11 protein-coding genes and 1 pseudogene are annotated in these 12,005 nt (G+C 70.5%); 8 read left to right on the forward strand and 4 right to left on the reverse strand.

What is annotated here, in order from left to right:
* Window positions 1-20 precede the first annotated feature (20 nt).
* Entirely contained in the window at window positions 21-1,193 is a 1,173-nt protein-coding gene (locus AC069X_RS22220; RefSeq protein ID WP_478730581.1) for an IS701 family transposase, read from the forward strand.
* A gap of 190 nt (window positions 1,194-1,383) precedes the next feature.
* Here AC069X_RS22220 and AC069X_RS22225 read toward each other — a convergent pair.
* Both AC069X_RS22225 and AC069X_RS22230 read right to left on the reverse strand, forming a co-directional pair.
* Window positions 1,384-1,652: pseudogene (locus tag AC069X_RS22225) on the reverse strand (GNAT family N-acetyltransferase); the annotation flags it as partial.
* A 76-nt stretch (window positions 1,653-1,728) separates the two neighbouring features.
* Entirely contained in the window at window positions 1,729-1,890 is a 162-nt protein-coding gene (locus tag AC069X_RS22230; RefSeq protein WP_167346444.1) for a hypothetical protein, read from the reverse strand.
* A gap of 1,312 nt (window positions 1,891-3,202) precedes the next feature.
* Between AC069X_RS22230 and AC069X_RS22235 the strand changes: the two genes are divergently transcribed.
* Together AC069X_RS22235 and AC069X_RS22240 are read left to right on the forward strand one after the other, a co-directional pair.
* Window positions 3,203-3,607: a hypothetical protein gene (locus AC069X_RS22235; RefSeq protein ID WP_478730582.1), complete on the forward strand. Its 405-nt coding sequence runs from the start codon at window positions 3,203-3,205 to the stop codon at window positions 3,605-3,607.
* Between the two features lie 321 nt (window positions 3,608-3,928).
* On the forward strand, window positions 3,929-5,299 hold the full coding sequence (locus AC069X_RS22240) for a tetratricopeptide repeat protein (RefSeq protein ID WP_478730775.1): 1,371 nt from the start codon (window positions 3,929-3,931) through the stop codon (window positions 5,297-5,299).
* 268 nt (window positions 5,300-5,567) lie between these two features.
* Here the strand turns inward: AC069X_RS22240 and AC069X_RS22245 are convergent, their stop codons facing one another.
* Window positions 5,568-6,200: a hypothetical protein gene (locus tag AC069X_RS22245; RefSeq protein WP_478730584.1), complete on the reverse strand. Its 633-nt coding sequence runs from the start codon at window positions 6,198-6,200 to the stop codon at window positions 5,568-5,570.
* Between the two features lie 774 nt (window positions 6,201-6,974).
* Here AC069X_RS22245 and ppk2 point away from each other — a divergent pair.
* The 5 genes from ppk2 (at window position 6,975) to AC069X_RS22270 (ending at window position 11,042) form a co-directional block, all read left to right on the forward strand.
* Window positions 6,975-7,994, forward strand: coding sequence for a polyphosphate kinase 2 (ppk2, locus tag AC069X_RS22250; protein ID WP_478730586.1), 1,020 nt, complete (start codon window positions 6,975-6,977; stop codon window positions 7,992-7,994).
* Between the two features lie 429 nt (window positions 7,995-8,423).
* Window positions 8,424-8,834, forward strand: a complete 411-nt coding sequence (locus tag AC069X_RS22255) for an STAS domain-containing protein (protein ID WP_478730588.1) — start codon at window positions 8,424-8,426, stop codon at window positions 8,832-8,834.
* A gap of 641 nt (window positions 8,835-9,475) precedes the next feature.
* Window positions 9,476-10,000, forward strand: a complete 525-nt coding sequence (locus AC069X_RS22260) for a VOC family protein (RefSeq protein WP_478730590.1) — start codon at window positions 9,476-9,478, stop codon at window positions 9,998-10,000.
* A 329-nt stretch (window positions 10,001-10,329) separates the two neighbouring features.
* Window positions 10,330-10,575 carry a hypothetical protein gene (locus AC069X_RS22265; RefSeq protein WP_478730592.1) on the forward strand — a complete coding sequence of 82 codons (246 nt, stop codon included), beginning with the start codon at window positions 10,330-10,332 and terminating at the stop codon, window positions 10,573-10,575.
* On the forward strand, window positions 10,521-11,042 hold the full coding sequence (locus AC069X_RS22270) for a hypothetical protein (RefSeq protein WP_478730594.1): 522 nt from the start codon (window positions 10,521-10,523) through the stop codon (window positions 11,040-11,042). Before AC069X_RS22265 ends, AC069X_RS22270 begins: the two co-directional genes overlap by 55 nt.
* Here the strand turns inward: AC069X_RS22270 and AC069X_RS22275 are convergent.
* Window positions 10,984-11,844, reverse strand: coding sequence for an SAM-dependent methyltransferase (locus AC069X_RS22275; RefSeq protein WP_478730596.1), 861 nt, complete (start codon window positions 11,842-11,844; stop codon window positions 10,984-10,986). The two genes, AC069X_RS22270 and AC069X_RS22275, sit on opposite strands and share 59 nt — an antisense overlap.
* Between the last annotated feature and the right edge of the window lie 161 nt (window positions 11,845-12,005).

Below are 12,005 nucleotides of genomic sequence, written 5' to 3' on the forward strand. Positions count from 1 at the left end.
TTGCTGCGGTTCGGGGCCGGTTGGAGGAGTTCGCTTCGGAGGTGTTCGCGCCGTTGGTGCGGCGGGACTGGCTGGAGAAGGGCCAGTTGTATCTGCGGGGTCTGCTGCTGGACGGCCGCAGGAAGTCGATGCAGCCGATGGCCGCACGTCTCGGGGTGGACCATCAGCGGTTGCAGCAGTTCTTGACGTCCTCGACCTGGCCGGTCGCCGGCGTGCGGGCCCGGCTGGCCTGGCGGGCAGTGGCCGTGGTCCGCCCTGAGGTGTGGGTGGTGGACGACACCGGTTTCCCCAAGGACGGTGTCTGTTCGCCCGGGGTGGCCCGGCAGTACTCCGGCACCCTAGGCAAGGTCGGCAACTGCCAGATCGGCGTCAGTGTCCACGCCGCCTCAGACACGGCCTCGTGCCCGTTGTCCTGGCGGCTGTTCCTGCCACAGTCGTGGGACAGACCCGAGGCGGCCGCACGCCGGGCTGCCTGCCGGATCCCCCAGGACGAGCATCACCGCCCGAAGTGGCAGCTTGCCCTGGAGATGCTGGACGAGCTGTCGGGGATCGGTCTGCGGCCCGCCGCGCTGGTCGCCGACACCGGCTACGGCGCGAACGCCGACTTCCGCCGCGGTCTGGAAGACCGTGGACTTGCCTACGTCCTGCAGGTGAAAGGCGAGATGACCGCCCACGGTGAGGAAGCGGTGCCGCATCAGGCGGCCTACTCGGGGCCCGGCCCCGAGACGCTGCCCCGTTACCGCACCCGGCCGGTCTCCTTACGCGAGCATGTGCCGGCCGCCGGACGCCGGCGGGGCCGGGCCGTGACCTGGCGCAAGGGCTCGAAAGCAGCGTTGAGCTCACACTTCGTCCTCCTGCGGGTCCGCCTCGCAGGCCGGCGGCCCAAGCCTGCCGAGGACGGCACGATCGGTCTGGTCTGGCTGATCGCGCAGTGGCCCGAGGGCGAGGCGGAACCGGTGAAGTACTGGATCTCGAACCTGCCCGCGAACATCCCCGCCAAAGACCTCGTGCGGCTGGCGAAGTCCCGGTGGCGGATCGAGCACGACTACCGCGTACTGAAGACAGCCTTGGGCCTGGACCATTTCGAGGGACGTTCGTTCATCGGCTGGCACCGGCACGTCACCCTGGTCACCGCCGCCCACCTGTTCCTGACCGAACAGCCGAGCAGCCCAAAAGCCCCTGCCAGAGCCTGACCCTCTACCAGGCCCTGGACCTCCTCCAACACCTCATCGCCACCTGGACCGGCACCTGCCCCACCTGCCAGCAGACCGTCCCACCGCAGCCCTACGACACCAGCTGACAAAGCACTAGTAAGGCGTGTATCGAAAGCACGGACAGGCCGGGCGGGGTGATGTCCCGGTCCGGCCCGTCCGCTCTCTGCCAAAGGTCGAGCTGAGATTGGTGTGTCGTGTGCGTGGGTGTGCAGCCGAGACCGTCGTTGACCCGTCGCATGTGCGCGTTGCTGTCGGCGGCGTCGGTCAGGAGGTCGCCGAGGTCCGGATAGTCCCTGTGGGCCTGTCGGATCTACTCGGCCTTCATCCATCGGCCGAGGCCGTGACCTCGGTGCTCGGCAGCACCCCCGTGCCGTAGTGCTGGCCGTCACCTGTGCCGTTGGCGGGGATGACAAGTTCGGTGAAGGCGGCGATCGCGCCGCATAGTTGAGCTCGGTCGCCTCTGACTGACTGACCCGATGGGGAACGCCGCGGCTTGCCGGGGCGTTTCCTCAGTTCAGCGCAAGCCGTCTGTGTCGTCGTGCTCTTCGCCAACTGGCAGTGGCCGACGGTCCTCCACCGGGTCATCGCTGTAGATGACCGCGGAGACCGCGCTGTCGTAGGCATCGTCGAGGCCGTTACCGCTTGCGCCGAGTATGTTCTCCCAGTCAATTCCCATACCTGCGAGCCTACCCGTAGTGTTCGAGGAACCGAGCGATGTGGTCGTTGAGCACGTCCGCCTGGGCAAAGATCGCAGCCGCTGCCGTCTTGTCGTAGCGAGTGGCCAGGCCGCGCCATCGCGGACAACTCGTCCTCCCCCTCCGCGTCGTCGGCGAGGACCAGGTGCGGGCCGTCGAGGCGGAACCGGACCGTGGGGCGGCCGGCGCCGACCACGGCCAGCGAGGCCGCCGGCATGCCCACAGGTACTTCGATCTTGTCGTGGGCGAGCAGCCACGCGACCACCGCCGACCGGTCGAACTGCGGGTGCACGTCCGTGCCGCCGGACGGGGCGGGGAAGTCGGCGTACTGGCGCCGCCAGGCGTCCACCGCAGCCCGGCCCACCCCAGCATCCGCGCCACCTCCGCCGGCAGCACCCAGTCCCGGCCCGGGACCACCGACTCCAGGCCAGCGAGCGGGGACCGGCTTCCCGCGCGGGCGGCGCGCACCCGCCTGCCAGTCGACCCAGGGGCGGACGACGGGGGGCAGGGCGACCTCCTCGGCGTTGAACAAGGGCACCGAGGTCACGCACCCTGCCGCTTGTAGTCGACCGTCACCGATCCCACGGGTGAGACGAAACCAAGTCGCACCGCGGCGTCGAAATCGACGCGGCGAACCCCCGATCCGGCGGGCGGCCTGGTTAGGGCCGAGGGGGACGTGCCGGTCGAGGAGGACCGGCAGGTCCCGGCGGCGGCCGGGGGCGGCCACCTGGTCCGGGTGGACGTCGGGGCACTCGGCGTCCCCGCCGAGGCGGACCAGCAGACCCGCGCGGGCAAGGTGACCGACCGCCGCCGCGGTGGGGGTCGTGGAACTCGTCCGTATACCAGTAGCGTCGCTCGTCCGTGAAGGCGATCAGCGCGTAGTGGACATGGAACAGCGCGACGTGTGTTCTGTCACCGGTGCCGATCGTCGCGCTGTGGAAGTTCTGCGGGTACCACTGCTCCGTGAAGTCCTCGACCTGTCCGCGGGCGGCCCGGGCCGTGGCCTATCAGGCGGCACGACAGTCTTTGAGGGCAACGCCAGGTAGCGGCACCTCGCTGACGTGACGGAACCCCGTCCATCCCCGCTCCAGGCGGAAGGCGCTCTGCGAGCCGTCCACCTCCACCCCCATCCCGAACAGGCCGCTTCGATGCACGAACCTACTGGTGAGCAATCTTCGACGGCACAGGGCTGCGCCGCCAGCTCCGCGACGACGGGTCCGGCAGGCCACCGCTCCGCGCGGAGCGGCGCAGAATCCTGTGGCAGTGCGTGCGTTCGGCCTCTACAGTCGCGGCATGGCCGGCGAGGACGCGAGCTCAAGGCAGCCGGGCATCACCGCGATGCTCAAGAACCAGACCAGTGCCTGCAAGGCAGCACGCGAGGCCATCGCCGCCGGCGGCGAAGTGAGGATCTACGACGGACAGGCGCCGGTGTGGATGGTCCTTGGCATCGCTGCGACCAGGCTGAGGCGGTCGCTCAAGATCGGCCGGACGACCCTCGGTCTCGACGAGAGTGTGGAGATCCTCCGTGCTCGGCACCGTGACGGGAAACTGCGTACCGGCAACATCGTCGCCGCAGACCGGTCCTGGTTCTTCACCCTGTACTTCGACGCCACCGGAACCGAGCTCCTGGCCTGCAGCGCCGTCAAGAGCCAGCCTCCCACGCGGCCCCCGGCCCGGTCACGGCCGACCGCCAGCTGACGGCCAGGAGCACCGTACTGCGTACCGGGCGGCTGCCCCTCCCCTGCGCCAAGCACGGGCCTGTGGATACCCCATGTCAGCGAGCAGGCGCCTTTAGTCCTCCAGCAGATCCTCCAGCGGCACACCCCGGTGCTGGGCAGCCTCGGCGATCATGCAGGCGCTCTGGCGGCCGAGTCCCGAGAGGACCTCCCCTGAACTCTGTCGTCATGATGTCGTGCATCAGCCCGGGAGCGGGAGACGAAGACTGCTTCGCCGAAAGCCGGTTCAGGCGACAGCACCCCGGCGGTGTCAGTGACTCCCTCTACGCTTCCAGCCGTGAACATGGATGATCTTTCATGGCAGTCCGGCAACTACGGAGGGCTTGCTCCCCGGAAAGTGGATCTCCTGCTGGAGCACGGTCACCTGGACCTGATGATCCGGGCTGCGAAGGATCGCGGTGAGTGGTTCTGCGCGGAGCGCGCGGCGCAGGAGTTGTGCCGGGCGAGCGCGTTCGCGCAGGCCGTGGAAGTTGTGGAGCCGTTCGCCGCTCTCGGCTGGCGGCCGGCCCTGTGGGCGAAGGCGGACGTTCTGTTGCGGGCGGGCCGGACAAACGAGGCCCTGTATCTGGTCCGTCCGGACGAGGAGGGACGTGCCTCGGAGTATGTGTGCCGGGACTTCGCCGAACTGCTCGTCAGAGCGGGGCGTGTTGACGAGGCCATCGATCTGCTCGTGCCGCATCTCGGGGGGTGGTGGATCCGGTCGGTACTGGTGGAGATCACAGAAGGGCAGGGCCGCGATGAGCGGGTACTGAAGCTGATCGCCTCGCACGCCGGTACCGCGCGGCAGGCGCTCGAGAAGGACCGTTGGGCGTCCACCGACGACCAGGCCCTGGTACTCCAGGCCCGGATGCTGGAACGCATGGGCCGCGTTGACGAGGCAGTCCGCGTCCTCGGTGCGGACATAGCCGCGAAACGCTACGGTACCCAGAACACCCTGACTGGCTATGCCGAACTGCTGTCACGCCACGACCGGCTCGACGACCTGCGCAATCTGGCCACCGGAAAATACGCACACGCCGTCCTGGACATCTTCGCCGGTGCCCTCCGCGACCGCGGCCGGGCCGACGAGGCCGAGGCGGTGATGCGTGAGGCCATCGCCAGGGACGACTGGGTTGGGTATCGGGCCTGGCTCTCCTCGACCCTGCTCCAGGACGGCCGGCTGGACGACGCGATCACCGTGGCCGAACCCGGCTTCAGCTGGTACGACTGCTCCAACCTCCTGGCCCCACTTGTCCACGCACTTTCCGACCGCCCCGAGGAACTGCTCTACCTCCTGGACCACCCCCTCACGGTTCCCCACCACGGCCACGAAGAGTTCCGCCACGCATGGCGGGCCCTCGCCCTCGCCGGCCTCGGTCGCGCCGAGGAAGCGATCGCCGTGGTCGAAGCCCACCCGGACCCGTTCAACGACCCCCGCCTCGTCAGAGCCGACCTCCTCAGTACCGCCGGCCACCTCGCACAAGCCGCGGCGGAACTGCGGGACCTGAACACCGTCGAAGCACGTGAGGAACTGTTCGAGGTCCTGGTCAAGCAAGGGCGAGCGGCCGAGGCGATCACCGCCCACCCCACCGTCGCCGAACAGCGTGCCGCCAGGGCGAAGACCGCATCCGTCCCCCTGAGGGAGGACGGGTACTCCGCGGAACCCCCTTTCTAGACGACGCCTTCAATTGGTCTTGCTCGATGGATCATGGCGCCGTGATACACCGCCCGCCAGCCGCACCCTCCGCACCCGCCGCGCCCCGGCGGCTGGGTCACCTGGCCATGCCGGCCGCCGCGCTCGTCGACGCCGCCATCACCGGCATGGCCCGGGACACCTGGGCAGACGCCGACCCGCCGGCAGCCGTTCGTACGACTCGGCCAGCGACCCCCGCACCCTGCGCAGGTCATTCGGGTTGCTCTCCAGTGCGCGCCGAGTGCCGTGGTCAGGCCGCGGCTCCGCCGACGGGTACCGGACCGGAGAGGCTCTGCGCGAGCGGGTCCGGCACGCGGCGGCGCAGGGGCGCGAAAGCCAGCAGGTAGCACAGACCGCCGACCGGCATGAGGTCCAGGTTCGTCGCCATCGCGGCCGTGCCCACGACGAAGAGCAGCGCCGAGCGGATGGCGCCCGGGCCCCTGAGCGTGGCGAGCAGCGTGATCATTCCGAGGTAGAGGAAGAGCGGCCCGACGGTGTAAACGGCCGGCATCACCCCTGGGATGTCCTGGATCCGGGCGAAGATCTCCTGCATCTCCGGCTTGTCGTCAGCCCGGATTCCCGCGTACAGGTCGATCGCGGCCTGAGCGGCGGCCGCGCTCACGCCGACCAGCCCGGCGATCGCGCCCGCCCCCGCTGTCCGCCGCCGGGCCGGTCCGCCGGTAGCGGCCGCCGTGCGACGCAGCCCCTCGCAGGCCACCCCGAAGAACAACACGCCGAGGAGGAAGGCGAAGTGACCGACGACCCACGCGGTGCCGGGCTCCTTGGAGCCCTCCACCAGCAGGCGTACGGACCCGTACACGATGAGGAGTACGGGTGCCGCGATGAAAGAGAACCGGGTGAGTGCTGCCGCTCGCTGTGTCATGCCCCCACCCTGCCGCCCGTCCCGCCCCGCGACCATGGGTGATGACCCGGACACAGCCCTACCTGACAGGCAGGCTGACCTAGGGTCACCCTCAGGGGCATCGGGGCGGCTGACTCGATGGTGCACATGGCCGGTGCGGGCTGCGCTGTCGTTGTGCGCGACGGCGCCCGGATTCGGATCGTGCCCTCAGGCGCCGTACCGGCCGCGACGGGCGCGCGAAGCCGGGAGAAGAGGGTCGCGGCTCCTTATGCGCGCTAGGGGACGTGCGAAGGCGTACCTGCGGGTCGCGGGCTTTGTCGGCGTCGAAGGTCTGGCTGACCGCGGCGTGGGCCCCGCGGCGGCGGCGCGGACCCCGCATCGTGGAGCAGGGTGTCGAGGCTCCGCGGGTGTCAGGGGCCTGAGCTCGCTCAGAGGGCGACGACCGATCCACGGGGGGCGGCACCCTTCCCGGATCCGGAGCCCGCTATCGGCCGCGCCCCTGACACGGCGTCGGCGTGGACTGCTGCCGGTGCGCAGGCACCGCCGGCTCCGTCGGGGCCGCTTGCCCCGGCGCGGGCCCAGCGGTGGTGGTGGCGGGAACGGGGGCGGGCCGGTGGAACGCGGGGCTGGTGTCCTCGACAGGCCGGATGGTGAGCGGGTGGCGTCGGGGGTCAGGTGCGCGGGCGGCTGTTGTGCCCGCCCCGCACCCTGCCGCCACCGGTCCCGCTTGGTGGTTTCGCGGACACCGGCGACACCGGGACGGTAGTGAGAGACGAGGCGGGGTATGAGCCGGGCGTGAGCGTGGAGGGACGGCGCGGGCCGGACCCGCAGGAAGCCCTGCTGGCGGGCCTGAGTGTGGACGCGAGCCGGCCCGAGCAGCCCGTACTGCTCGACGGGGCCGGACGGCCGATTCGCACCTGGCGGGAGAACTACCCCTATGACCGCAAGATCCGGAGGTCCGAGTACGAGCGGAGCAAGCGGATCCTGCAGATCGAGCTGCTGAAGCTGCAGCGCTGGGTCAAGGACACCGGAGCGCGGGTCGTGGTGGTCTGCGAGGGGCGGGACGCGGCGGGCAAGGGCGGCACGATCCAGCGTTTCACCGAACGCCTCAACCCGCGCGGGGCGCGGATCGTGGCCCTGGACAAGCCGAGCGAGCGGCAGGCCGGCCAGTGGTACTTCCAGCGCTACGTCGCCCATCTGCCCGGCCCCGGGGAGATCGTCTTCTTCGACCGGTCCTGGTACAACCGGGCCGGTGTGGAGAAGGTCATGGGTTTCTGCAGCGACGAGCAGTACCGCCTCTTCCTCCACCAGTGCCCGGCCTTCGAGGCCATGCTCGTCGAGGACGGCATCCTGCTGGTCAAGTTCTGGTTCTCCGTCTCCCGCGCCGAGCAGCGCACCCGCTTCGCCATCCGCCGGGTCGACCCCGTGCGCCAGTGGAAGCTCTCACCCACCGACCTGGCCTCCCTGGACCGGTGGGACGCCTACACCACCGCCAAAGTGGAGATGTTCCGTGCCACGGACACGGCCCATGCCCCCTGGACCGTGGTGAAGAGCAATGACAAGCGCCGCGCCCGCCTGGAAGCGATGCGCAGCCTGCTGTGGCGGGTCGATTACGCCAACAAGGACGTAACGGCGGCCGGCCGCCCGGACCCCTTGATCGTCGGAGCCGCCAACACCCTCCTCGAAGCCGGCGAGGACCCCGCCGGGCTGTCCCCCACACCTTTGGCAGGCCTGACCGACGGCCCCGGCCACCACCCAGCGGCGCCCGACGGTCCGCCACGGGACAGCACACCCCCCGGCCCAGCCCCCTTCTGAAGCGTCGTTCTCCTCCGCCGCAGCCGTGTACTAGTTCTTCCGCACCCGTCACGCACGTGCGCGCTCCCGCCTGATTACCCCGTCACCGTTCGCGCCCCCTGGGCCCCGGACCGCGAGCACACCGGCGCGCCAGGGGGCCCGTGCGTCCGGGCGGAGGTAAAGGCTGCGGCCGGAGCCCGCATCATCACCGCAGGTCAGGCGCCCAGGCTCCCACGATGGCAGGACGTACGTTCGACAGCGGGTGGTGGGGTACCTGTCAGTGGGGTAGGTATGAGGTAGCCATTGGCGATATCCGCGCTGCCGCGTCCCCGCTCTCGGGGGGCACCCCGGTACGGGCCTCCTCAATCACGCGGCCCCTGCGCCGCGCACTTCTTTCCCGCGGTAGCGCGCGGAAGGGGAGGGCTCCGGACCACACCCAGGGCGGCAGCCATGCACGCCAGGCACCCCGATGCCCCCGTCACATCCTGCACCGGCACCCCGGCCTCCGATGGCCGGCCTGCTGCCGAGGCAGTCTGCTGGAAGCAGCCCCACCACACCCTGGTCCGCGCACACGGGGAGTTCGACCGGGAGACCGCCCACATTCTGCGCGACGCCCTGAGCGCCCTCGACGGAGAGGCCACCGTCGTCGACCTCAGCCAGGTCACCTTCGCCGACACCGCCCTCCTCCATGTCCTCCTCGACGCCCGTGCCGACCACGAGCTCGTCCTCGCCGGCCCCCTCCCCCACCACCTCCACCTGCTCCTCGACACAAGCGGCACCCGCGACTGCTTCGCCTACACCCCCGACACCGCGCCCGACACCACGTCCGCGTCCTCGGGCCCGGGCCCGGGCCGCCACTGATCTACACCAGGAAGCCGACCTGACCCACGAGGAGGCACCGGCCTGGTCGTCGTCGGCGACGCAGGCAGTGGCGGGGGCGGCCGACGACGCGCCGTTCGCCGGCCCCACGGCGCATGCTCCGCACCGCGCATACCCCGATCCTTCCGTACTTACGGTCATCAACCGAAGTGGGGCGCGGCCCGGTCGGACGAATCGTGACCGCCACCAGGCGGCCGTCCTGGTCATGGACCGCGATCACGCAGCCGCCGTCGCACGGTATCCGGCACCATCGGTCGGCCGTGCGCGGTCCGCCTCCGTTCCCTTCGCCGTCCAGGGCCGCCTTCACCTCGTCGTGGTCCATCCCGAACCGCAGCGGCCCCACGGCCCCCAGAGGATCGAGCACCCAACGCGCCCGCTCCTCCGGCTTCCTGCCCCATCAGCCCATTCCGGCTCCCTCCCCCGCCACCTCAGGCGTCCACTGCCTCGTGGTCCTCTGGAGGCTGCGCAGCTCTTCTGACAACGCCGCTGGTCAGCAAGTCACCGGGAAACGGCACGTACCTGATGCCGACGCGAGCAGTCCGCGCACGATCTAGGTCCGCCATTGTCCTCATTGGGCCCTACGGTCGTCACATTGCGAGGGAGACGACGAAAGGACGAGACCGATGAGGCACTCTGCACCCGAGGGTTACACCAGCGTCGCGCCGTGGGTGGTCACCGATGACACGGGGGCGCTGCTCAACTTCATCACCAATGCCTTCGACGGCGAGGAACTCGCACGGGTGCCGGTGGAGGACGGCACCATCGGCCACGGTGAGATCCGAGTCGGCGACACGGTGGTCCTGGCCTTCGACCGACGGCCCGACTGGCCAGTGATGCCCTCGCTGCTGAGGATCTACGTCCCGGACGCGGACGCCGCCATGGCCGCTGCCGTCGCACACGGGGCGCAGGTGATCACCGAGCCCGCTGACAGCGCCTGGGGTGATCGTGGCGGCCGGGTGCGGGATCCGTTCGGCAACATCTGGTGGGTGGTGAGCCGGGTCGAGGACGTCGCACCGGACCGCGCCTGGGAGCGCATGTCCGAGCCGAGGTACGCCGAGGCGATGCGTCTCGCCCAGGAGACGCTGGACGCGACGCTGAGCGGACGGGACTCAGGGGTGGCGAGTGCCCCGCGGCGCCCGGCACAGTGAACCCTTCCGGGCTCGTGGTGGCGACTGCGAGCCCGGACAGGCCCGCACGGCAGCGAGGGCCCTTGGTGGGCGGGTTCGAGCCGAGGGGATCAACGGGGTGACGGGGTGCCCGCGTTGCATCGCCGTGGGGTCGGCGAGCAGCCGGGAGGCCGGCCGCGGCAAGGAACTGCTTTCACGGTTTTCGTCATGCCCGAGGGCGGTGCTCCGTCTTCCGTGTCGAGGGCGTGGGAACAGCGCCCTCCGCACCGGTCCGCGTGGATACGACGCCACCGCGGCCGTAACGAAGGAGTACCAGCATGGCGCTTCACCGCCGTGTCAGAAGCAGGTCCGTGAAGATCGCCGCAGGGGTGACCGCCCTCACGGGCGGCGTCCTGGCGGCCGGGCTGACCGTTGGCCCGGCCGGCGCGGCGGCACCCGGGAGCGTGTGCGTCCGCGGCTCGCTCGCCTTCGACGCCGTCGATTCGGAGACCGCGGGCAAGCCGCTGGTCACCTCGGTCGCCCGCAACGCCAACGGGGAGCTGTGGGGCAGGGCCACGGCGTCCGGGCCGGAATCCCGTCTGGCCACCCCGGGCTGACCTCGTACAAGGACGGCACCTTCAACGCCTGCCACACCACCGCCGGCAAGCCGGTGAAGGAGCTGCGGGTGAGGTTCCTGTCGTCGTCCACCCGTAGCTGGAGGGTCGTCAGCGACGCGAAGACACTGCAGGAGTACAGCTTCTTCTCCGCGGCCCGCCCCGGCTCCTCCGCCGTGCAGGACCTGGGCACGGTGAAGGTGCCCACCGACATGGCCCTGGCCTGGAAGACCGTCGACACCACCGACAAGCTGTGGTGGAAGCGCGCGAACACCCAGGCTCCGTGCTGGACCCGCAACGAGACCGCCGGCGAGTGCACCACTTTAACGTACGTGTGGAAGAACGGCGGCAGGAAGGGTTCCTGGTGGGACGGCGGTACCGGCTACGTCACGCTCGCCGGACTCGACCCGTTCAGACAGCGGGACGGCGGGCGTGGAAGAGGCCCCAGCGCAGCAGGCTGCGGCGGCTGATGTCGACCCAGAGGGGGAGGTTGTCCAGAAGTCCGTCGAGGTAGGCGTCGCTGATGACCTCGCGCAGTTCGCCGCTGCGGCGGCGTACCTCCTGATCGAGGCGTGCGTAGTGGGTGACCAGGTGCTCGGTGCGGTCTTCGAAGTCGGCCTTCAGGCCGAGCTTCGACAGGTGCTCCTGGTAGAACGACGGGGTGGCGAGGTCCTCGACCCCGAGCCGGGAGAGCGCGGGCCGCAGGTCCTGGGCCGGGGCCCCCTCGGCGGCCATGATGTCGGAGAACACCAGCGCTCCGCCCGGCTTGAGGACCCGCGCCGCCTCACGCAGCGCACCGGCCCGGTCGGCCACGTGGCACAGGACCTCCAGCGACCAGACCGCGTCGAAGCGACCGCTCTCGTAGGGGAGGTGGCTCACGGAGCCGGTCTCGACCTCGATCAGACGGTCGAGCCCTTGCCGGGCGTTGGCGGCGCGGTGGCGGCGGTTGTGCGCCTCGCTGAGGTCCAGGGCCACCACCCGGCAGCCGAAGCGCTCGGCGAGCGCGCGGGACGAGCCTCCGTACCCGGAACCGAGGTCGAGCACCGTCGCGTTCGGGCCCAGCAGGTCCGCGATGCGGTCCGCGGCGTGCTCCACCGTGCGGCGCGAGGCGTCCGCGATCGCCTCTCCCGGGTGGGCGTACACGCCGATGTGGATGTCCTCACCGCCCCAGACCGCGTCATAGAAGGCATCGACATCGCCGGTGTCGTAGTAGAGACGGGTGGCCGCCTCATGGGCAGGAGTGGTGGCCGCGTACGTGGCGTCATCGGTCATGAGGGGTGCATTCCCCACATCCGGCGCCGTCGACCCCCATCGGCCGGCCAATCACCCACAGACCGGCAGACCGGTCCCCACCGCGCGGGGCGGCCCGGTTCGTCGTGTGAGTCCGGCCGTGGTAGCCGGGCAGGCAGGGGGCCACACCGCTGGGGACCGTT

It is taken from the genome of Streptomyces sp. NPDC043896, from assembly GCF_056435605.1.

Coding starts and splice junctions, on each gene's coding strand:
- AC069X_RS22235 (WP_478730582.1), top strand. CDS start 3,203: ATGGCCGGCGAGGACGCGAGCTCAAGGCAGCCGGGCATCACCGCGATG.
- AC069X_RS22240 (WP_478730775.1), top strand. CDS start 3,929: ATGGATGATCTTTCATGGCAGTCCGGCAACTACGGAGGGCTTGCTCCC.
- AC069X_RS22245 (WP_478730584.1), bottom strand. CDS start 6,200: ATGACACAGCGAGCGGCAGCACTCACCCGGTTCTCTTTCATCGCGGCA.
- AC069X_RS22260 (WP_478730590.1), top strand. CDS start 9,476: ATGAGGCACTCTGCACCCGAGGGTTACACCAGCGTCGCGCCGTGGGTG.
- AC069X_RS22275 (WP_478730596.1), bottom strand. CDS start 11,844: ATGACCGATGACGCCACGTACGCGGCCACCACTCCTGCCCATGAGGCG.
- AC069X_RS22255 (WP_478730588.1), top strand. CDS start 8,424: ATGCACGCCAGGCACCCCGATGCCCCCGTCACATCCTGCACCGGCACC.
- AC069X_RS22230 (WP_167346444.1), bottom strand. CDS start 1,890: ATGGGAATTGACTGGGAGAACATACTCGGCGCAAGCGGTAACGGCCTC.